A 20,436-nucleotide genomic window follows, 5' to 3' on the forward strand; every position below is an offset into this window, starting at 1 on the left:
GGGTTCCTTTCGATTGCGGTTGGAAGGAACGGCCCCGGGTGGCGGCGTGCTTTGGCGGCTTGTGCGCCACCCGGCGGCCGGTCAGCGAGAGACGTGCAAGCCGCCCCGGCGACTACGGCCCTTGGCCGCGTACATGGCCGCGTCGGCGGCGGCGAGGGCATCCGTCAGAGCAGGCACCGACAGCTCGGCGAGGCGGCAGGCACCTACCGAGGCGGCCAGCGGCAGCGACGTCCCGGCGTAGGTCAGCGGCCGGTGCAGTGCGGCGGTGAGCGCGTCCAGGTCGGCGACGGTCACGTCCTGGACGACGGCGACGAACTCGTCCCCGCCCAGACGGCCCGCGATGCCGTGGCGTCCGCACCAGGCCCGGAGCCGGTCGGCGGTCGCGACGAGGGCGGCGTCCCCGGCGGCGTGGCCATGGGTGTCGTTGAGAGTCTTGAAGTGGTCGAGGTCGACCAGGAGCACGGCCGCGGTCGGGTGCCGGCGGATGAGGTGTTCGGCGCGGGCGGTCCATCCGGCGCGGGTGTGCAGAGCGGTGAGCGGGTCGCGGCGGGCAGAGGAGAGCCGATGAGTGAGGAGGCTCCCGTGCACGGCCCAGCCGAGTAACGGCACGAGGCTGGCGGCTGTCTGCAGGTCCATGACGTTCCCCTTCAGCGATGGCGGTTGGGAAGTGCGGGTCCTGGTGGCGGCGGCGTGCTTGGCGGCTTGTGCGTCGCCCCCAGGACCGGTCAGCGGCGCTTGGCGTCGGAAGCGAGGAGCGAGCGCAGGACGACGGCGCAGACGGCGACCGAGGCCGCGGTGACGGCGACCGCCAGGAGCATGGAGACCAGGACGGTGCCGACGACCAGGACCACGGCGGTGCCGCCGCCGACGAGGGCGAGCGCGGTGCCGGGGGTGAGCTGGACCGTGGGCCGGGTTGAGACCGGAACCGGGACCGGGGCGGCGGGTGCCGGCGGCGGGGCCGGGGTGCACGGGGTGATGGTGGTCGGCTCGACGACGACCGCGGGCGGGGTGACCTGGCCGGTGGGCTGGGGCATGGCCGGGAGCTTGGGCCGGAACATGAGCGGATCTCCTTAACGGACGGCGGTGTCGATGACCGGGGCGAGGAGGCTGTCGGCGAGGAGGTAGCCGCCCAGCAGGAGCACGGCGACGAGCCACCAGGGCGGGCGGATGAGCTTGACGCCGAGTGCGCCGACGATGGTCAGGGCGAGCCAGAGCGGGACGTCCATGGCGGTTGGCCTCCTAGCGGACTTTGCAGCGGTGGGTGCGGGCGGCGAGCTGGGCGGCGGACTGGCTGGAGTAGTCGGCGGACCAGCCGCAGTCGTCGGAGCTGCACACGGCGGCGTGCTTGGTCTGGCCGTTGCGGTCGCGGTGGGTGCCGATCTGCACCGGTCCGATCCGCAGCACGGAGTGGAAGAAGTCGCGGGCAGGCATGTCAGTCGGTCTCCTCTCGGATCAGGGCTGGGTCGGGGAAGGCGGCGCGAATGTCGGCAGCGGTGGCCGGGGAGGTGGTGCGGCGGGCGGCTTCCTCGGCGAGCAGGTGGGCGAGGTACGGCCGGTTGGTGGTGGTCATTTCGCGGGCGGCGTCGAGGTGGTCGGCGGCGGTCAGGTCGGCCGGGTCGCGGTTCATGACGGGGTTTCCTTTCAGGTCAGGTGAGCTGGGCGGCGATGGCGTCGGCCAGGTGCGGCGGGACGCCGAGGCGGGCGCGCAGGGTGTCGATGTCGATCCGGGTACCGGTGCGGGTGTGGTGGTCGGCGGCGATCTTGCGGGCGTGGTCGACCAGCGCAGCCGGGACCGGCACAGCCGGGCGGAGGCCCGCGGTGGGCAGGGCCGGGGTCTCCTCGGGCGCCGGGACCGCGACGGGCTCGGGCACCGGGTCCGACTCAGTGACGGCGACCGGTTCGCGCTCCACTTCCGGCTCGGGCTCCGGGGGCGAGGCGGCGGGTGCCGGCGCGTCCGGTTCCCCGCTGGTGGGTGAGTGAGCGAGGAGGGTGCCGCCCATGAAGGCCAGGGCGGGCCAGGCGGCGACCAGGATGCGCAGCCAGTCCGGGACGTCTCCGAGGTCGAGGAGTCCGGCGGTGGCGATGTTGGCACCGAGGGAGGCCACGAGAGCGATCAGGAACCAGCACCAGGCCAACCGGGACGGGCCGTCCGAGCGCAGCCGACGCCAGGCGGCGACCAGGAGCAGGTCCACCGAGACCGGATACGCCCATGCCTTCCAGCCGTCCTGCCCGGCAGCGGCGGCCAGGTCGTGCAGGTGGGCGAAGGACAGGGCACCGGCGATGACGGCCTGGACCAGGACGGCATCCACGCGCAGCGGCAAACGGGGCATGGCAAACCTCCAGGAAGGTCAGGCGGCGGCCGGGGCCGACTCGACTGCTGGGGTCGGAACCGGGGCGAGGGTGCCGAGAGCCGGGCGGAACGGCGCGAGAGCGGGAACGTCCGGAGTCAGGTCGGCGTGCCGGTTGCAGACGTTCACGGCTTGCCGCAGTGAGGTGTGCGGGGCCCGAATCCGAGCCCATCCGCCGCTCGAATCGCCGGTGACGGCGACGCCGGGGGTCTCGGTGGGGATCTGGATCGCGGCCAGTACGGCATCCGGGGCGATGTCGCCGAAGGCCATGGTTGCCGAGGACTCGTCGTTGACGCGGTGCGCGGTGCGGCCGGTGAGCTGGGCGCGGAGCATGGTGATGCCCTTGCCGAGTTCGGAGCCGAAGCGCTGCCCACAGATCTCCAGATAGATGCCGGCCGCACGACCGAGCTGGGCGAGCCGGGCCAGGGCGGTGATGATCCGGTCCCGTCGCTTCTCCTCCTCCTTGCTGGCGAACAGAGCGAGTTCGGCGACCTCGTCGACCAGGACCACGATCGGCACCGGTCGCAGGTCCTCGCGCAGGTCCCAGATGTCGGCGGCGATCTCCGCATCCGGCACGTCAGCGGTGATCCGCTGCTCGGCCCGGATGAGCTGGTAGACGTCCTGCATGTGGGACACGAGCGCGTCGAGGAGTTCGGCGGCGATGTCGGGGTTGTCGGCGAGCGCGGAGAACCGGCGAGCCAGCGGGAACAGCTCGACACCCTGCTTGCAGTCGATCCCGACCAGGGCGACCCGGTGCGGGGCGAGTGCCGCCACGAGGTTGCGCTGATAGACCGACTTCCCGGACTCCGTGGCACCGAGAGTGAGCGCATGCGGCACGGTGCGGTAGTCGCGGTAGTGGACGGCTCCGTCCTCCCGTAGGGCGACCGGGACCCGCATCGGCCGGGTGTCGACGAGGGCAGGCATCTGCACCCGCTTGAGCACGTCGTAGCCGGTCATCCGCAGCTCGACCACACCTGAGCGCAGCTCACGGGAGGTGACCCCGTACATGGCGAACGAGTGCCGCAGGCGATCACACGAGGCCGCCACGTCGAAGGCGTCCTGACCGGGGCGGAGCTTGAGCCGGAGCACCAGGCCGGTCCGGGTCACCCGCACCCGCAGGATGCGCGGAGCACGAGGACCGGGAACAGGCCGGTTGGTCATCCGGGCCAGGGACAGCCGCCAGCGGGGGGCCGGGACCGTCAGGCCGCAGGCGTCCATGACCGAGCCGTAGCGGACCAGGACCCGCAACGCGGCGAAGGTGACCCCGAAGGTCAGCCAGTACCAGGCGGGACGCCGCCACCGCAGGAGACCCGCAGCGGCGACGACCAGCACCAGGGCGACTAACAGCCACGTCATGACTCAGGCCGCCTTCGAGGCAGAAGCACCGGTGGCGAGCGAGGTCACCGCGACCGCGCGGAAGGCGATCCCGTGCCGCTTCTGGCCGTTGAACTCGTTCTCCCACGCCGAGGCGACCAGGCCGGTCAGCGCGACCGGGGTGCCCATGGTCAGGTCCTCGGAGACGCCGGGCTGCGGGACGGTGAGCTTGAGGATCTCGACCTCGTCGGGCGTGGAGAACATGACCTCCACGGTCATCAGCGTGACGCCGTCCTTGTCGGTGGCGATCTCACCGGTCCGGCGGTCCTTGACCTTGGGCTGCGGGGCCTTGGCGACCATCACGGTCGCGTTGGTGGTGTCCACGGGGATCTGACGCACAAAGATCACTCCTCTAGAAGTGTGCGACTCCGTCACTCATGTATAGGAGTGACATGAAGAAGAGTGCATGACTCCTATACATGAGTCAACCCGCCGAGACGAAGAAGTCTCGGCGGGCTGCGGGGAGTTGAGGTGGTGTCAGTCCGCGGCGGGGATGCGGTACTCGAAGATGAACTGGTCAGCGGCCATGAGGGTGTCGCACACCTCGACCACGCGACCGGCTTCGGTGACGGCGTTCCGCAGCAGGTGGATGACCGGGGAGCCGGGGCTGAGGGCGAGTTCGGAGGCTTCGGCCTTGGCCGCCGGCCGAGCCTGAAGCGTCTCCACGAACTCGGTGAAGATGTGGCCGTCGTCCTCCAGGCGGGCGTAGATGCCACCCGGGCCGGGGTTCTCGGAGAACAGCTCGGGGATGTCCTTGACCACGTCCCAAGGAAGGTAGGAGGTGGCGGTCTCCACCGGGACGCCGTTGCGGAAGTAGAGGCGGCGTCGCGCGAGGACCTGGGTGCCGGCGGAGATGTCGAGGCGTTCCGCGATCTCCTCCGGGGCCTCCATGGGGCCGATGTAGAGGACGCTCACCTTGGCGGTCGCGCCGGATCGGGCCGACTCGGCGAGGTAGGCCGCCTTGCCCCCTCGGCGGTGCGAGGCGCGGAAGCGGTCGGAGGAGCGGAGCCGCACGGGCGGCCGGTCCTTCACGATCGAGCCCTTGCCGTGCCGGGTCTCCACGAGCCCGCTCGCCCGGACCTCGACCATCGCTTTGCGGATGGTGCCGCCGGCCACGCCGTAGCGATCGACCAACTCGGATTCACTCGGCACCAGGTCGCCAGGCTTGAGCACCCCGGCGCGGATCTGCTGGACGATCTCCTCGGCGATTTGGACGTACCTCGGTACGGCCCTCCCACCTCCTACGGCTGTTCCCATAGTCCTTCTCACTCTCCTATGCTCCTGTACATGAGTAACAGCGCCCCGGAAGGCCAGTCAACGCCGATGCACTCCGTGTCCGTCGCCGGAGTGGTGATCCGCGATGACGGCCGACTGCTGGCCATTCGCCGGGCAGACAACGGTCACTGGGAACTTCCCGGCGGTGTACTCGAACTCGAGGAGACCCCCGAGGCAGGGGTACGACGCGAAGTCTGGGAAGAGACCGGCGTTCACGTCGAGGTGGACCAACTGACTGGGGTCTACAAGAACACGACCCGGGGCATCGTTGCCCTGGTGTTCCGCTGCAAGCCCGCGGGCGGCGCCGAGCGAACGTCGAGTGAGTCGACGGCCGTCGAGTGGCTGACGCCCGACGAGGTCACGGAGTACATGGCCGAGGTCTACTCGATCCGGCTCCTGGACGCCCTCGATGGGGCGGGCCCTCATGTGCGGAGCCACGACGGCCGACAGCTTCTCACCCGGTAGGAACACAGTGCCGGCATCCGACGCGTCTGGACGCGCCCCGAAGCATGCGAGCGAGCTGAACGACGTCTACGAGCTTCTCGACGCGATCCGCTTGCGTCCAGGGATGTGGGTGCGTGGCGGCTCCCTGCTGCACCTCGATTCGATGCTGGTGGGCTACCGCATCGCACTGAACCTGCGCGATGTCGATGACGACTGGCCCTTCTGGAGTCCTGGCAAGCCGGGTCCCTTCAGCGACTGGCTGTGGCAGCGGCTCGGACGGCACAGTTCGCTGAGCTGGGCCGCCGAGATCGAGCGCGAGGCGCAGGCAGCCGATCAGTCAGCCATGGACCTGTTCTTCAGCCTGTTCGACGAATACCGAGCGGAGCGCAGCCAGACGGCGCGGTAAGAGTTTCTCTACTTCATCAAGGCCCGCGCACGGCGCGGGCGCGCGCCGCCTCTGCGGCGCGGCCTGCCTCCTGTCTTCGCCCCGGCTGGCCGCGCCCGGCGGCGCGCTCGGCGGCTGCGGGCATGAAGTGGGGAGAACCCCTCTGTGGCTGGGGCGGTCGGCTCCACGGCTTTAGGCAGCCACTTTGGGGCGAGCCTCGAAGATCATGGCCCCAACGTCGTGCTTTACGGGCAGGTCCACTGACTGCCCGACTCGCCATCAGCTTACGGGGCCATGATCACTCGCCCCAAAGCAGCTCCAGCCCAAAGCCGCTCCGCCGACCTCTGCCTCAATCGTCGCCGCTGGGTCTATCCAGCCACGGGTAGCCGTCAATCCATCCCACAACCGCCGAGGATTCTGAGTCGGATATTTCGCCACCGGTTTTGGTTACCGAGATGGAGAGAGCGTTCGGCGACCGGCCGATGTGCATGTGGCAAGGTTTTTCGAGGTCGAGGCCGTGATTCTCCGGCAACGGCTTCAATCCTTCATGGCCCTCCGCGAAGTCTGACATTGCTACTCCTGCCGCTATCTCGGTGGAGTGCAGGTGGAGCCGCTCGGCTGCGCTGGTGGCGTCACGCGCCAATACTTCCAGATATCGTGGCAAAAACGATTCGTGGACCACGTCAAAGTACCGGACATTGCCAGTGATCCGGGCTCGTTGTCGATCTAGCTGATCAGGGAGGGTGGGCTCAAGATGCCCGACTCGAACCCAGGGGAGTGCCATTAGCTCTTGTTCTCCCGCGTGGAGGAACGTCCCCACCATAGGCGCCCGAACCACAGCTAGGTTGACGATAATTTTTGGAAAGACCAGAACGCTGTTTGGTTGGGGTTGGTTGAGGGAGTGCAGGTGATCGGCTGCCTTGAGGAGGGGCAGAGTGATTCCTCGGTAAGCTTCCTCGCCTGTTAGCTCCAATTTCGCACCGCGCCTAACTGCCTTAGCGAGAGAAATTGCATAAGGTGCCGGAGCGTTGAAAAAGGGCAGTTCATGTAGAGCGAGAGCGTCACTGGCGCTCATCCAAATGGAGAAATCCTCATTTTGCCGGATGCCGCCGAGTTCGCCTTCCGGGAAGACGCGGATATCCGTGGAGTTAAGTCCTCCGAATTCCGGGAATGTGCTGCGACTGGTTGGAGGGGAGTGACGAAGGAAGAAAATGTAGGGCAATTCGCTCTGCTTGCATTCAACGACCAAGCTGAGACTTGCTCTGATCTTGGACTCAGGGTGCTCGTATCCATGCCTAAAAACGGTATTCACGAAGAGGTCGACTGACCTGGTCTCTCCTGACTCGCGGTCAACGTAAGCCCACTCTTCTTGAATCTCTAGCTGTCCCGCATCGCGCAACGAGGATTCGCGAAATACTTCCGCGATCACGGCTTGGAATGGGTACCCAGACTTCGATATAACGTCACGAATTTTTCCTACGGTCACGCCAGAAAAAAGCTGAGCAAAGGGGGGCGTTGCGTTTTCGGCCATGTCTCCTCCAGGGACAGTCCGTGCATGATATTCCAGGAAGTAGTGCTTCGTGGTGCCTTTTGGAGAAGGATGGCGACGGCTGCCTGTCGTGCTGTCCTGCGCCCTATTGCTATGTCTGTCCGCAAGGTGTGGGGTGCCTAGGTGCGCCCCGTACCTTGGTGAGAGGGCTGTCGTTGCGGTGAGGCGCTCTGACGCGCTGCCCAACTGCCGAGAGGTGTGACTCGATGAGTAGCTGACTGCCGACGAGTGGCTTCTGCCGGGCCGTCTCTGGGCCGTCCGAGGTCACTCAGTGGTGACGGATGGCAATCACTGACGACAGTCCTGGAGGGCAACAGCAGCAGGTCACGGAAGTTGATCTGCGACACTGGTACAGCCATGCCTAAGCCCGGAGAACTCACTTTCGTCGCCCCGCGCGGAGCCAAGAAGCCGCCGCGGCACCTCGCCGACCTCACGCCCGCCGAGCGCAAGGAAGCGGTGGCCGCGATCGGCGAGAAGCCGTTCCGCGCCAAGCAGCTCTCGACGCACTACTTCGCGCGGTACGCGCACGACCCGGAGCAGTGGACGGACATCCCCGCCGCCTCGCGGGCCAAGCTCCAGGAGGCGCTGCTCCCGGAGCTGATGACGCCGCTGCGGCACCTGTCCACCGACGAGGGCACCACCCGCAAGACGCTCTGGAAGATGTTCGACGGCACGCTCGTCGAGTCGGTGCTGATGCGCTACCCGGACCGGGTGACCATGTGCATCAGCTCCCAGGCCGGCTGCGGCATGAACTGCCCGTTCTGCGCCACCGGCCAGGCCGGGCTGGACCGGAACCTGTCCACCGCGGAGATCGTCCACCAGATCGTGGACGGCATGCGGGCCCTGCGCGACGGGGAGATCCCCGGCGGCCCCGCGCGGCTCAGCAACATCGTGTTCATGGGCATGGGCGAGCCGCTCGCCAACTACAACCGGGTGGTCGGCGCCATCCGCCGGCTCACCGACCCGGAGCCCGACGGGCTGGGCCTGTCCCAGCGCGGCATCACCGTCTCCACGGTCGGCCTGGTCCCCGCCATCAACCGGTTCTCCGACGAGGGCTTCAAGTGCCGCCTGGCGATCTCGCTGCACGCCCCGGACGACGAGCTGCGCGACACCCTGGTCCCGGTGAACACGCGCTGGAAGGTGCGTGAGGTGCTGGACGCGGGCTGGGAGTACGCCGCCAGGTCCGGGCGGCGCCTGTCCATCGAGTACGCGCTGATCCGCGACATCAACGACCAGGCCTGGCGCGGCGACCGGCTGGGCCGGCTGCTCAAGGGCAAGCCCGCGCACGTGAACCTGATCCCGCTGAACCCGACGCCGGGCTCCAAGTGGACCGCCTCGCGGCCCGAGGACGAGAAGGCGTTCGTCGAGGCGATCGCCTCGCACGGGGTGCCCGTGACGGTCCGCGACACCCGAGGCCAGGAGATCGACGGGGCCTGTGGCCAGCTGGCCGCCACCGAGCGGTAATCTGACCTCGTCGTACGCGGGACCTACCGTCGTACGCAGTACCTACATACGCAGTACCCGAATACGCAGTACCTACATACGCATAGTGATATCCGACAGGGGAGCGCTGCAGCGCTGAGAGTGCGGTACCGACCGCAGACCCTCTGAACCTCGCCCAGGTCATTCTGGGTAGGGAGTTCGGTCAACTCGAGCTGTTGCGCCCTGCCCGGGGACCGTCGTGGTCCCCGGGCAGGGCCGCGTCTCTTCCTGGTCAGCCAGGAGGAAATACCGTGCACATCCGCCAGAAGCCCGCCGCCGCGACGGCGGCCGTCCTCGCCCTCGCCCTCTCCGCGTGCGGCTCCGGTGGTTCCGGTTCCGGGGACGAGCCGCAGGCGTCCGGAGGGAAGACCGTCACCCTGGTCAGCCACGACTCGTGGGCCGCCTCCAAGGAGGTGATCGCCGCCTTCGAGAAGGAGAGCGGGTTCAAGGTCAAGGTCCTCGAGGACGGCGACGCCGGACAGGCGCTCAACAAGGCCGTTCTCACCAAGGACCACCCGCAGGGCGACGTCCTGTTCGGCGTGGACAACACGCTCCTCTCACGCGCCCTCGACAACGAGGTCTTCGAGCCCTACCGGGCCGGGGAGTCGGCGAAGATCGGCGAGGAGTTCAAGGTCGAGGGCGACGCCGCCACCCCGGTCACCACCGGCGACGTCTGCGTCAACTACGACAAGGCGTACTTCGACGAGAAGGGCCTCCAGCCGCCGAAGACCCTCGACGACCTGGTCAAGCCCGAGTACAAGAACCTGCTGGTCACCGAGAACGCCGGCACCTCCTCGCCCGGTCTCGGCTTCCTGCTGGGCACCGCCGCCGAGTACGGCGACAAGGGCTGGCAGGACTACTGGAAGAAGCTCAAGGCCAACGGCCTCAAGGTGGTCAGCGGCTGGGAGCAGGCCTACAACGAGGAGTTCTCCGGCTCCGCGGGCGGCAAGCAGGCGGGCGGCGAACGGCCGCTGGTCGTCTCCTACGCCTCCTCCCCGCCCGTCGAGGTGATCTACGCCGACCCGCAGCCGGAGGAGGCGCCGACCGGTGTGGCCACCGGGACCTGCTTCCGCCAGGTCGAGTACGCGGGCCTGCTGAAGAACGCGAAGAACCCCGAGGGCGGCAAGGCGCTGCTGGACTTCCTGGTCTCCAAGCGGTTCCAGGAGGACCTGCCGCTCAACATGTTCGTCAACCCGGTCCGCGCGGACGCCGAACTGCCGGAGGCGTTCACCGAGCACGGCGCGGTGGCCGAGGACCCGAAGACGCTGGCGCCCGAGAAGATCGCCGCCAACCGTGACCAGTGGGTCGACGCGTGGACCTCGCTCGTCCTGTGACGACCACCGCCACCCGGGGCAGGCTGCGGAGCGACGCGGCGCGGCTCGGCCTGATGGCCGTGCCGGTCGCGTTCTTCGCGGTCTTCTTCGCCTACCCCGTCGTCGCCATCGTCCTGCGCGGACTGCGCGGCGAGGACGGGGTCTGGCGGCTCGCGGAGGCCGCGCGGACGCTGGCACGGCCGGAGGTACGCGACGTCCTCTGGTTCACGCTGTGGCAGGCGCTGGCCTCGACGGCGCTCACCCTGGTGATCGCGCTGCCCGCCGCCTACGTCTTCGCCCGGCTGCGGTTCCCGGGCCGGGAGCTGCTGCGGGCCGTCGTCACCGTGCCGTTCGTGCTGCCGACGGTGGTGGCCGGCGCCGCCTTCCTCGCGGTGATCGGCCGTGGCGGACTCTTCGACGAGCTGTGGGGCGTCCGGCTGGACGGCACCGTGTGGGCGATCCTGCTCGCGCACGTCTTCGTCAACTTCGCGGTGGTCGTGCGCACGGTCGGCGGGCTGTGGGCGCAGCTCGACCCGGGGCAGGAGGAGGCCGCCCGGATGCTGGGCGCCTCGCGCTTCGCCGCGTGGCGGACGGTGACCCTGCCGGCGCTGGGTCCGGCGATCGCCGCCGCGGCACTGATGATCTTCCTGTTCACCTTCACCTCGTTCGGCATCGTGCAGGTGCTGGGCGGTCCCGGCGTCTCCACGCTGGAGACCGAGATCTACCGCAGGACCGCCGACCTGCTGGACCTCACCACCGCCGCCGTGCTCAGCCTGGTGCAGTTCGCCGCCGTCGGCGGGGTGCTCGCCGTGCACGCCTGGACGGTGCGGCGGCGGGAGGCCACGCTGCGGCTGGTCGATCCCGCCACCACCGCCCGCCCGCCGCGCGGCGCAGGGCAGTGGTTGCTGATCGCCGGGGTGCTGCTGGTGACGGCCGTGCTGATCGTGCTGCCGCCGGCGGTCCTGGTGCAGCGTTCCTTCTCGGCCGGGCTCGGCTACTACCGGGCGCTCACCGAGGAGGACGGCGGGGCCTTCCTGGCCGCGCCGGTCGAGGCGGTGGGGAACTCGCTGGAGTACGCGCTGGCCGCCACCGCGATCGCCGTGGTGATCGGCGGCCTGGCCGCGGCCGCGCTGGCCCGGCGGGACGCCGGACGGTGGGTGCGCGGGTTCGACGCGCTGCTGATGCTGCCGCTGGGCGTCTCCGCGGTGACCGTGGGCTTCGGCTTCCTGATCGCGCTGGACGAGCCGCCGCTGGACCTGCGGGCCACCTGGATCCTGGTCCCGCTGGCGCAGGCCCTGGTCGGCGTGCCGTTCGTGGTGCGGACCATGCTGCCGGTGCTGCGGGCCGTCGACCACCGGCTGCGGGAGGCCGCCGCCGTGCTCGGCGCCTCGCCGTGGCGGGTGTGGCGGGAGGTGGACCTGCCGATGGTGCGGCGGGCGCTGCTGATCGCCGCCGGGTTCGCCTTCGCCGTCTCACTGGGGGAGTTCGGGGCGACGGTGTTCATCGCGCGGCCCGACAACCCGACCCTTCCGGTCGCCGTGGCCAAGCTGATCGGGCGGCCCGGAGACCTCAACTACGGCCAGGCCATGGCCCTTTCGGTGATCTTGATGGTGGTGTGCGCGGTGGCGTTGCTGGTGCTGGAGCGGCTGCGCGGCGACCGGACGGGAGAGTTCTGACGATGCTGCTCAGCCTGGAGGGTGCGACGGTCCGGTTCGGCGGGGGTGCCGCCCTGGACGCGGTGGATCTGGCGGTCGCCGAGCACGAGATCGTCTGCGTGCTCGGCCCCAGCGGCAGCGGCAAGTCGACGTTGCTGCGCGCCGTCGCGGGGCTCCAGCCGACGGACGCCGGACGGGTGCTGCTGGACGGCCGCGACCAGGCGCGGGTTCCCGCACACCGGCGGGGCGTGGGCCTGATGTTCCAGGACCACCAGCTCTTCCCGCAGCGCGACGTGGCCGGGAACGTGGCGTTCGGGCTGCGGATGCGCGGCGTGGGCCGCGGTGAACAGGCCGAGCGGGTCGCGGAGTTGCTGGAACTGGTCGGTCTGCCCGGTGCCGGGCGGCGGGCCGTGGGCACGCTCTCCGGCGGCGAGCAGCAGCGCGTCGCCCTGGCCCGCGCGCTGGCGCCCAGCCCTCGGCTGCTGATGCTGGACGAGCCGCTCGGCCAGCTCGACCGCACCCTGCGGGAGCGGCTGGTCGTCGAACTACGCGACCTCTTCGGCAGGTTGGGGACCACGGTGCTGGCCGTCACGCACGACCAGGGCGAGGCCTTCGCGCTCGCCGACCGGGTGGTGGTGATGCGCGACGGGCGGATCGCCCAGTCCGGCACCCCCCTGGAGGTCTGGCAGCGGCCCGCGGACGCCTTCGTCGCCCGGTTCCTCGGCTTCGAGAACGTCGCGCGGGCGACGGTCACCGGGACGGTCGCGGACACCCCGTGGGGCAGGGCGCCGGTGCCCGAGGGCTCCGCGCAGGGCGAACGGACCGTGCTGGTGCGGCCGTCGGGCGTCCGGGTGGCGTCCGGGGACGCGTCCGGAGCCGGTGAGGGGACCGGGACCGGGGACGGGTCCGGGGGAGTGCTGCGGTGCCTGGTGGCGGGGCGTACCTTCCAGGGCGCCCAGGTCTCGCTGCGGCTGCGCCCCGAGGGGAGGGCGCCGGAGCTGGAGGCCGTGTGCCCGCTGCGGGACGCGCCCGCGCCGGGCGACACCGTGGGCGTCTCCTTCGACGCCGGGGAAATCGTGGTGCTGGACTGACCCGCAGGGCTTAGGGTGCGCGTGATGATCACTCTTACGTATGCGGACCACATCGCTCACACCGAGCGGCAGGTGACCCTGCTGAGGTCGCTCCTGACCTCGGACACCGACCTCACCGCGACGGTGCCCACCTGCCCGGACTGGACCCTGGAGGAGCTGGTCCGGCACGTCGGCGGAGCGCTGCGCTGGGCGGCGCTGCTGGTGTCGGAACGGGCCACCGGGAACATCCCCGACGAGCAGGTCCCGCTCCTCGACGGCCCGGCGGAGCGGGGCGACGCCGCGGCGCTGGACACGTGGTTCGGGGAGTCCGGCCGGCTGCTGGCCGAGGCGCTGCGCGCGGCGGCGCCCGACACCCCGGTGTGGTCCTGGTACCAGGACCACACCGCCGGGTTCTGGGCCCGCCGGATGTGCAACGAGCTGGCCGTCCACCGCGCGGACGCGGCACTGGCCGCGGGCCGGCCCTACGAGGTGGCGCCGGAGGTGGCCGCCGACACGATCGAGGAGTGGCTGGAGATCGTCCGGTTCGCACAGCAGGACCCGGACGACAAGGACGCCGCCGAACTCCGGCGCGGCGGGCTCACCCTCCACCTGCACGCCACCGACGCGCCCGCCGGGCTCGACGCCGAGTGGCTGATCGAGCTCGCCGACGGCGGTCTCGCCTGGCGCCGGGAGCACACCAAGGCCGACGTGGCGCTCCGCGGGCCGCTGGCCGAGGTCATGATGGCCTTCCACCGCCGGCAGGCGCCGGACGCGGGCGGGCTGGATGTGCTGGGCGACCGGCGGCTGCTGGACTTCTGGCTGGAGCGCACCAAGTGGGGCTGACCGGCCCGGCCACCGCCCCGCGCTGACCGGCCCACCGCCGGTCCCGCGCCGGCCGGACCTGCGCCGGCCGGCCCCGCGCCGGCCGGTCCGCCCGCCGAAGCGGGCCGGCGGGACCCCGCCGACGGGTCCGGCGCGGTCCCGCCCGGCGGTGCTCAGCCCTCGATGGTCGCCGGGTCCATCCAGGCGACCTCGAAGGTGTGACCGTCGAGGTCCTCGAAGGCACGGCCGTACATGAAGCCCAGGTCCTGCTTCTCGCGCGGCTCGACCGCGCCCAGGGCGAGTGCCCGGTCGACCAGCTCGTCGACCTTCTCGCGGCTCTCGGCGCTCAGCGCGACCAGCACCTCGCTGGTCCGGGTGGAGTCGGCGATCTCCTTGGTGGTGAACTGCGCGTACTTCTCGTGCGAGAGCAGCATCACGATGATGTGTTCGGAGATGACCACCGAAGCGGTGGTCTCGTCGGAGAACTGCGGGTTGATGGTGTAGCCGAGTTCGCTGAAGAACTTCTTCGAGGCGTCGATGTCGCGGACGGGCAGGTTCACGAAGATCATCTGCTGGTACATGGGAAGCCTTCTTCCGTACGTCGTTCGAACGTGGTGCGGATGTAGGGAAGACCGCCGAAGGGCGCCGAACTCATCGCGGTTCCGGCGCCCTTCTTCGACGGGTTGCCCACCCGCCGCGATCAGTGGTGTCAGCCGCCCGGGGTGAGGGAGGCCAGCTCGGCCACCGTCACGGTGAGCGGTCCGAAGACGGCGAGCAGGACGCCCGCGCGCAGGGCGGCGCAGGCGCGCAGGGTGGTGGCCGGGGCGCCGACCCGCAGCAGCGCGAGCATGGTGTCGGCGCGCAGCTGCCGCACCTCGATCCCGGCCGTGACCAGGGTGGCCGCCGCGCAGCCGGCCACCAGGACGGCGCCCAGCACACCCAGCGGGCCGAGGACCGGACCGCCCAGGTCGTACCGGAGGACCAGCGCGTAGGCCAGCGCGGCGACCGCCGCGACCACGCCCAGCGGGCGGCCGATGCGCGAGGCCTCCGCCATCAGCACCCGCCCCGCCAGCAGCCGGACCGCGCCCGGCCGGACGGCCTGGAGGGCCCTGCCGCACAGGTGGGTCAGGCCCGGCCCGATCAGCGCCAGCCCCAGCGCGGCCAGCGCCCATCCGGCGAGCAGACCCGCGGGAACCAGCGACAGGTCGGGGGTGAGGGCGACGCCCGCACGGTTCGCGTAGCCGGCGACGCCCAGACCGGTGACCAGGACGGCGACACCCCAGGGCAACCCGTCGGGGACGGCGGTGAGCCGCGCCGGTGCGGCACCGGCGACCGGAGCCGTGGCCGGGGCGGTCGCCGTGGCGGTGCCGGTGGTGGTGCCGGCGGTGGCGGTGTCGGCGTCCAAGCCGGTGTCCGTGACGACATCGGTGACCACATCGGTGACGACGTCGGTGTCGACCCCGGTGCCGACGCCGGTGGCGGGGGCCGTCCTGCCCCCGGCACCCGTGTCCGCGTCGTGTTCCCGGCGGCGGGCGTCGGCGATGTGGCGGCGGGCCGCACCGCGCAGGCCGCCCGCCTCCCGGGGGCGCAGGGCCAGCGCGGTCGCCGCGGAGGCGATCAGCGGGACCAGGGTGAGCAGGGTGAGGGCGGCCGGAAGCGGCAGGGGCCGGCCGGCCGCGAGAAGCGCGGCCGCCCCGCCGTCGAACGGCATCCCGGTGAGGTCGCCGCGCAGGTGGAGGAAGAACAGCAGCGCCAGGAGCGAACCGAGGAGGCAGCTGAGCGCCGTGGTGACCGCGGAGACGGCCATCAGACGGCCGGGACCGAGGCCGATCGCCGACAGCCCCGGCCGTGGACGGGTCCCCGGATCGGTGCGGGCCACCGCCACGGCGAAGTAGACGGTGGCGGCCAGCGGCGCGGCGCACCAGGCCAGGCGGACGGTGGCGGCGCCCGGGGCCTCGGGGTGGGCCAGGGCGTGGCCGAGGGAGGACAGCAGCAGGAACCCGGTGCCGCCGGAGGCCGCCGCGACCATCAGCCGGCGGAGCTGGACGGCGGTGCCGGAGCGGCGGCCTAGACGGAGAGCGAGCACGCGGCGCGCCCCTCCGTGCCGGCAGCCGGGGGCAGCTGCGCGTTGCTGACGCGGCGTCCGTCGAGGAGATGGACGACGCGGTCGGCCAGGGCGGCCGCCTCCAGGTCGCCGGTGGCCAGCACCACCGTGATGTCGTGCGAGCGGGCCGCGGCCATCAGGGTCCGCAGCACGTGTACCCGGTCGGCGCGGTGCAGGGGGGCGGTGGGCTCGTCGGCGAACAGCACGGTGGGCGACGGCGCGAGAGCACGGGCGATCGCCACCCGCTGGCGCTGCGCCTGGTCGAGCTCGAGGGGGTTCCGGCGGGCGACGGAGCCGACGTCGAGGCGTTCCAGCCAGTCGACGGCCCGCTCCTTCGCCCGGCGGCGGCCCATGCCGCGCAGCATCAGCGGCAGGGCGGCGTTCTCCCAGACGTTCAGCTCCGCGACGAGCCCGGGCTCGGGGCCGACCCAGGCGAACCGCTCGCGGCGCAGGCGTTCGCGGCCCAGCGGGCCCAAGGTGTGCACGGGCGTGTTGTTGAACCAGACCTCCCCCTTGGTCGGCGTCAGCGTGCCCGACAGGCAGCGCAGCAAGGTCGTCTTGCCGCTGCCGCGGGGGCCGCCGACGGCGAGGATCTCGCCGTCCCCGACACCCAGCGACACGCCGTTCAGCCCGGGCGTGCGGTCGCGATGCGTGAAGTGCAGGGCACGGGCCCAGAGCACGTCGTTGTCCGGCGGGGCCTCCACGGGCGTCACCTCGGTTCAGATCGCGTTTTCATCCTGCGTGTCCCCCGTCCGGGGGAACGAAGGCAGACCCGATCGGTCACTGGGCACGCTAGGTAGAACCGGGCGGCGGCCGTGCGAGGCCGCGGCCTGCGAGTGCCGTGTCTCACCCGTCCGGCCCCGGGCGGCGACGGATTTGTCACACGGTCAGCTCATCCGCCTGGGATGGGGAGCTGGTGGGCCGGGCGGAGAGGTGAGGGGCCGCCCGGCCCGGCCGCGGGGGGACCGGCGTCAGAGCTTGGTCCATGCCTCCGTGAGCGTCGCGCGGAGGATCTGCTCGATCTCGTCGAAGGTGCCCTGGTCCGAGATCAGCGGCGGCGCCAGCTGGACCACCGGGTCGCCGCGGTCGTCGGCCCGGCAGTAGAGGCCGTTCTCGAAGAGCTTCTTCGAGACGAACCCGTAGAGGATCCGCTCGGTCTCCTCCGCGTCGAAGGTCTCCTTGGTGTTCTTGTCCTTGACCAACTCGATCCCGTAGAAGAACCCGTTGCCGCGCACGTCGCCCACGATCGGCAGGTCGTGCAGCCTGCGCAGTGTGCCGAGGAACGCCGCCTCGTGGTCCAGCACGTGCTGGTTGAGCTTCTCCGACTCGAAGATGTCCAGGTTGGCCATCGCCACCGCCGCGGAGACCGGGTGGCCGCCGAAGGTGTAGCCGTGCAGGAAGACGTTGTCGCCCCGGTAGAACGGCTCGGCGATCCGGTCCGAGACGATGCAGGCTCCTATCGGGGAGTAGCCCGAGGTCATCCCCTTGGCGCAGGTGATCATGTCCGGCTGGTAGCCGAACTTCTCGCAGCCGAACATGGTGCCCAGGCGGCCGAAGGCGCAGATGACCTCGTCGGACACGAGCAGCACGTCGTAGGTGTCGCAGATCTCGCGGACCCGTCGGAAGTACCCGGGCGGCGGCGGGAAGCAGCCGCCCGCGTTCTGCACCGGCTCCAGGAAGACCGCGGCGACCGTGTCGGGGCCCTCGAAGAGGATCTGCTGCTCGATCTGGTCGGCGGCCCAGCGGCCGAACGCCTCCGGGTCGTCGCCGTGGACGGGGGCGCGGTAGATGTTGGTGTTGGACACCTTGTGCGCGCCCGGCACCAGCGGCTCGAACGGCGCCTTCAGGGCGGGCAGCCCGGTGATCGAGAGGGCGCCCTGCGGGGTGCCGTGGTAGGCGGTGGCGCGGGAGATCACCTTGTACTTGGTGGGCTTCCCGGTCAGCTTGAAGTACTGCTTGGCCAGCTTCCAGGCGGTCTCCACCGCCTCCCCGCCGCCGGTGGTGAAGAAGACCTTGTTCAGGTCGCCCGGGGCGTGGTGCGCCAGCCGCTCGGCCAGCTCGACCGCCTTCGGGTGGGCGTAGGACCAGACGGGGAAGAACGCCAGCTCCCGCGCCTGCCGGGCCGCGGTCTCGGCCAGCTCGGCGCGGCCGTGGCCCGCCTGGACCACGAACAGGCCCGCGAGGCCGTCCAGGTACCGCTTTCCGGTGTCGTCGTAGATGTGGACGCCCTCGCCCCGCACGATCGTCGGCACGGGAGCGTTCTCGTACGACGACATGCGGGTGAAGTGCATCCAGAGATGGTCGTAGGCGGACCTGCTCCGATCGTTGCTGCTGGGATCCTGGCTGTTCACGGTTATCGCGTTCCCCACATGTATGTCTGCTTCTTGAGCTTGAGGTAGACGAAACTCTCGGTGGAGCGCACTCCGGGGACGGCGCGTATCCGGCGGTTGATCACTTCGAGCATGTGGTCGTCGTCCTCGCAGACGATCTCCACGATCAGGTCGAAGGAGCCCGCGGTCATCACCACGTACTCGGCCTCGTCCATGGCGCCGACCGCCTCGGCCACCGCCTCCACGTCGCCCTCGACGTGGACGCCGACCATGGCCTGACGGCGGAACCCCACGGTGAGCGGGTCGGTCACCGCCACGATCTGCATCACGCCTTGGTCCAGCAGCTTCTGCACCCGCTGCCGCACGGCCGCCTCGGAGAGGCCCACCGCCTTGCCGATCGCGGCGTACGGGCGCCTGCCGTCCTCCTGGAGCTGCTCGATGATCGCGAGGGAGACGGAGTCCAGGTGCGGGGCGCCGTTGCTCGGGTCTGCGTTTCGACTGGCCACGCCGCCACTCTGCACGACCGATCGGTTGTCCGGCAAGAGCGAATCGATGAAATCCGTCGTCCGTCAGCCATTCGGCTGCGGATTTCGCAGGAAACACCGGGGTGGGGGTGTCGTAAACGCCGGTGCCCGGACTAGGGTGGGCGTCTCAAGTAACGAGACGTTCCGCACGGCGCCCGTGGGGGACGCCCGTACAGGACACCCGCACTGATCAGGAGGCCGGCAGTGAGCACCGAACTGCGTCGTCTGCGCAACTACATCGACGGTGAGTTCCGGGACGCCGCCGACGGACGCACCACCGAGGTGGTCGACCCGACGACGGGCGAGGTCTACGCCACCGCCCCGCTGTCCGCGCAGGCCGATGTCGACGCGGCCATGGCGGCCGCCGCGGCGGCCTTCCCGGCATGGCGCGACACCACGCCCGCCGAGCGGCAGAGGGCCCTCCTGAAGATCGCCGACGCCGTCGAGGAGCGCGCCGAGGAACTCATCGCGGCCGAGGTGAGGAACACCGGCAAGCCGGTCGGGCTCACCCGCACCGAGGAGATCCCGCCGATGGTCGACCAGATCCGCTTCTTCGCGGGTGCGGCCCGGATGCTCGAGGGCCGCTCGGCGGGCGAGTACATGGAGGGACTGACCTCCATCGTCCGCCGCGAGCCGGTCGGCGTCTGCGCGCAGGTCGCGCCCTGGAACTACCCGATGATGATGGCCGTCTGGAAGTTCGCCCCGGCCATCGCCGCGGGCAACACCGTGGTCCTCAAGCCGTCCGACACCACGCCGGAGTCCACCACGCTGCTCGCCGAGATCCTCGGCGGGATCCTGCCCAAGGGCGTCTTCAACGTCGTCTGCGGCGACCGCGAGACCGGCCGGACGATGGTCGAGCACCCCACCCCCGCCATGGCCTCCATCACCGGCTCGGTCCGCGCCGGCATGCAGGTCGCCGGCTCCGCGGCCAAGGACCTCAAGCGGGTCCACCTCGAACTCGGCGGCAAGGCGCCGGTCGTGGTCTTCGAGGACGTCGACATCGACAAGGCGGTCTCCGCCATCGCCGAGGCCGGCTACTTCAACGCCGGCCAGGACTGCACCGCCGCCACCCGGGTGCTGGTCCACGAGTCGGTGCACGACGAGTTCGTCGCCGCCCTCGCCAAGACCGCGGCCGCCACGAGGACCGGGCAGCCCGATGACGAGGACGTGCTCTACGGTCCGCTGAACAACGCCCACCAGCTCGCCCAGGTCTCCGGCTTCGTCGACCGCCTCCCGGCCCACGCCAAGGTCGAGGCCGGCGGTCACCGGGTGGGCGACAAGGGCTACTTCTACGCCCCGACCGTGGTCTCCGGCCTGAAGCAGGACGACGAGATCATCCAGCAGGAGGTCTTCGGCCCGGTCATCACCGTCCAGTCCTTCGCCGACGAGGCGCAGGCCCTGGAGTACGCCAACGGCGTCGACTACGCGCTGGCCTCCTCGGTGTGGACCCGCGACCACGCGCGGGCCATGCGGATGTCGAAGGCGCTGGACTTCGGCTGCGTCTGGATCAACACCCACATCCCGCTGGTCGCCGAGATGCCGCACGGCGGGTTCAAGAAGTCCGGCTACGGCAAGGACCTCTCCGGCTACGGCTTCGAGGACTACACCCGCGTCAAGCACGTGATGACGTCGCTGGAGGGCTGACGGCGGCGGACGCGGCAGCACGACGACGGGGCCCCGGGCGGTGGTTGGACCGCCCGGGGCCCCGTCCGTGTGTCCGGGGCCGGTGCCGCGGGCCGGTGCCGAGGGCCGCCGCGGAGC

General features: G+C 70.7%; 23 protein-coding genes. 8 read left to right on the forward strand and 15 right to left on the reverse strand.

The genetic code is table 11. From position 1 onward, the window contains the following. Positions 1 to 81 precede the first annotated feature (81 nt). The 9 genes from GBN72_RS32045 to GBN72_RS32085 all read right to left on the reverse strand — a co-directional run bounded on the left by GBN72_RS32045 (position 82) and on the right by GBN72_RS32085 (position 4,979). Entirely contained in the window at positions 82 to 636 is a 555-nt protein-coding gene (locus GBN72_RS32045; protein WP_151775488.1) for a GGDEF domain-containing protein, read from the reverse strand. An 89-nt stretch (positions 637 to 725) separates the two neighbouring features. Further along, positions 726 to 1,058 (reverse strand): SpdD-like protein, encoded by a 333-nt coding sequence (locus GBN72_RS32050; protein WP_151775489.1) that lies wholly within the window; start codon positions 1,056 to 1,058, stop codon positions 726 to 728. Positions 1,059 to 1,070: 12 nt separating this feature from the next. Next, complete coding sequence (locus tag GBN72_RS32055) at positions 1,071 to 1,226, reverse strand: hypothetical protein (RefSeq protein WP_151775490.1); 156 nt, start codon at positions 1,224 to 1,226, stop codon at positions 1,071 to 1,073. A gap of 13 nt (positions 1,227 to 1,239) precedes the next feature. Continuing rightward, on the reverse strand, positions 1,240 to 1,431 hold the full coding sequence (locus GBN72_RS32060; protein WP_151775491.1) for a mobile element transfer protein: 192 nt from the start codon (positions 1,429 to 1,431) through the stop codon (positions 1,240 to 1,242). 1 nt (position 1,432) lies between these two features. Continuing rightward, positions 1,433 to 1,627 (reverse strand): hypothetical protein, encoded by a 195-nt coding sequence (locus GBN72_RS32065; RefSeq protein ID WP_151775492.1) that lies wholly within the window; start codon positions 1,625 to 1,627, stop codon positions 1,433 to 1,435. Positions 1,628 to 1,646: 19 nt separating this feature from the next. Then, entirely contained in the window at positions 1,647 to 2,330 is a 684-nt protein-coding gene (locus GBN72_RS32070) for a DUF2637 domain-containing protein (protein WP_151775493.1), read from the reverse strand. 18 nt (positions 2,331 to 2,348) lie between these two features. Next, on the reverse strand, positions 2,349 to 3,704 hold the full coding sequence (locus GBN72_RS32075; protein WP_151775494.1) for an FtsK/SpoIIIE domain-containing protein: 1,356 nt from the start codon (positions 3,702 to 3,704) through the stop codon (positions 2,349 to 2,351). A gap of 3 nt (positions 3,705 to 3,707) precedes the next feature. Beyond that, the gene (locus tag GBN72_RS32080; protein ID WP_151775495.1) at positions 3,708 to 4,061 is read right to left on the reverse strand and encodes an SCO3933 family regulatory protein; all 354 of its coding nucleotides are present in this window, start codon (positions 4,059 to 4,061) and stop codon (positions 3,708 to 3,710) included. A gap of 138 nt (positions 4,062 to 4,199) precedes the next feature. Continuing rightward, positions 4,200 to 4,979 carry a GntR family transcriptional regulator gene (locus GBN72_RS32085; RefSeq protein ID WP_151775496.1) on the reverse strand — a complete coding sequence of 260 codons (780 nt, stop codon included), beginning with the start codon at positions 4,977 to 4,979 and terminating at the stop codon, positions 4,200 to 4,202. Between the two features lie 18 nt (positions 4,980 to 4,997). On the opposite strand from GBN72_RS32085, the gene GBN72_RS32090 reads away from it, so the two are divergent. Together GBN72_RS32090 and GBN72_RS32095 are read left to right on the forward strand one after the other, a co-directional pair. Continuing rightward, complete coding sequence (locus GBN72_RS32090; RefSeq protein ID WP_164541001.1) at positions 4,998 to 5,462, forward strand: NUDIX hydrolase; 465 nt, start codon at positions 4,998 to 5,000, stop codon at positions 5,460 to 5,462. Between the two features lie 7 nt (positions 5,463 to 5,469). Next, positions 5,470 to 5,847, forward strand: coding sequence for a hypothetical protein (locus GBN72_RS32095; RefSeq protein ID WP_174887240.1), 378 nt, complete (start codon positions 5,470 to 5,472; stop codon positions 5,845 to 5,847). Positions 5,848 to 6,175: 328 nt separating this feature from the next. Here the strand turns inward: GBN72_RS32095 and GBN72_RS32100 are convergent, their stop codons facing one another. Beyond that, on the reverse strand, positions 6,176 to 7,357 hold the full coding sequence (locus GBN72_RS32100) for a hypothetical protein (protein WP_151775497.1): 1,182 nt from the start codon (positions 7,355 to 7,357) through the stop codon (positions 6,176 to 6,178). 375 nt (positions 7,358 to 7,732) lie between these two features. Here GBN72_RS32100 and rlmN point away from each other — a divergent pair, with 375 nt between their 5' ends. The 5 genes from rlmN to GBN72_RS32125 all read left to right on the forward strand — a co-directional run bounded on the left by rlmN (position 7,733) and on the right by GBN72_RS32125 (position 13,738). After that, entirely contained in the window at positions 7,733 to 8,839 is a 1,107-nt protein-coding gene (gene rlmN, locus GBN72_RS32105; RefSeq protein WP_151775498.1) for a dual-specificity RNA methyltransferase RlmN, read from the forward strand. A 269-nt stretch (positions 8,840 to 9,108) separates the two neighbouring features. Beyond that, positions 9,109 to 10,191, forward strand: coding sequence for a thiamine ABC transporter substrate-binding protein (locus GBN72_RS32110; RefSeq protein WP_151775499.1), 1,083 nt, complete (start codon positions 9,109 to 9,111; stop codon positions 10,189 to 10,191). After that, the gene (locus tag GBN72_RS32115) at positions 10,170 to 11,846 is read left to right on the forward strand and encodes an ABC transporter permease (protein ID WP_439959843.1); all 1,677 of its coding nucleotides are present in this window, start codon (positions 10,170 to 10,172) and stop codon (positions 11,844 to 11,846) included. Before GBN72_RS32110 ends, GBN72_RS32115 begins: the two co-directional genes overlap by 22 nt. A 2-nt stretch (positions 11,847 to 11,848) precedes the next feature. Beyond that, on the forward strand, positions 11,849 to 12,916 hold the full coding sequence (locus tag GBN72_RS32120) for an ABC transporter ATP-binding protein (protein WP_151775500.1): 1,068 nt from the start codon (positions 11,849 to 11,851) through the stop codon (positions 12,914 to 12,916). A 24-nt stretch (positions 12,917 to 12,940) separates the two neighbouring features. Next, entirely contained in the window at positions 12,941 to 13,738 is a 798-nt protein-coding gene (locus GBN72_RS32125; RefSeq protein WP_151775501.1) for a maleylpyruvate isomerase family mycothiol-dependent enzyme, read from the forward strand. 152 nt (positions 13,739 to 13,890) lie between these two features. On the opposite strand, the gene GBN72_RS32135 is transcribed toward GBN72_RS32125, so the two are convergent. The 5 genes from GBN72_RS32135 to GBN72_RS32155 all read right to left on the reverse strand — a co-directional run bounded on the left by GBN72_RS32135 (position 13,891) and on the right by GBN72_RS32155 (position 18,672). Next, a complete protein-coding gene (locus GBN72_RS32135) occupies positions 13,891 to 14,298 on the reverse strand; it encodes a VOC family protein (protein ID WP_151775502.1) in 408 nt (135 codons plus the stop codon). Positions 14,299 to 14,426: 128 nt separating this feature from the next. Further along, positions 14,427 to 15,803: a hypothetical protein gene (locus GBN72_RS32140; protein ID WP_151775503.1), complete on the reverse strand. Its 1,377-nt coding sequence runs from the start codon at positions 15,801 to 15,803 to the stop codon at positions 14,427 to 14,429. Further along, positions 15,785 to 16,525, reverse strand: coding sequence for an ABC transporter ATP-binding protein (locus GBN72_RS32145; protein WP_151775504.1), 741 nt, complete (start codon positions 16,523 to 16,525; stop codon positions 15,785 to 15,787). Before GBN72_RS32145 ends, GBN72_RS32140 begins: the two co-directional genes overlap by 19 nt. Positions 16,526 to 16,792: 267 nt before the next feature. After that, positions 16,793 to 18,190 carry an aspartate aminotransferase family protein gene (locus GBN72_RS32150; protein ID WP_151775505.1) on the reverse strand — a complete coding sequence of 466 codons (1,398 nt, stop codon included), beginning with the start codon at positions 18,188 to 18,190 and terminating at the stop codon, positions 16,793 to 16,795. Then, complete coding sequence (locus tag GBN72_RS32155) at positions 18,175 to 18,672, reverse strand: Lrp/AsnC family transcriptional regulator (RefSeq protein ID WP_151775573.1); 498 nt, start codon at positions 18,670 to 18,672, stop codon at positions 18,175 to 18,177. The genes GBN72_RS32150 and GBN72_RS32155 overlap by 16 nt, the downstream gene beginning before the upstream one ends. A 207-nt stretch (positions 18,673 to 18,879) precedes the next feature. On the opposite strand from GBN72_RS32155, the gene GBN72_RS32160 reads away from it, so the two are divergent. Next, positions 18,880 to 20,319: a gamma-aminobutyraldehyde dehydrogenase gene (locus GBN72_RS32160; protein ID WP_151775506.1), complete on the forward strand. Its 1,440-nt coding sequence runs from the start codon at positions 18,880 to 18,882 to the stop codon at positions 20,317 to 20,319. Positions 20,320 to 20,436: the final 117 nt, after the last annotated feature.

Source organism: Streptomyces abyssomicinicus (assembly GCF_008974245.1).
GTDB lineage: Bacteria > Actinomycetota > Actinomycetes > Streptomycetales > Streptomycetaceae > Streptomyces > Streptomyces abyssomicinicus.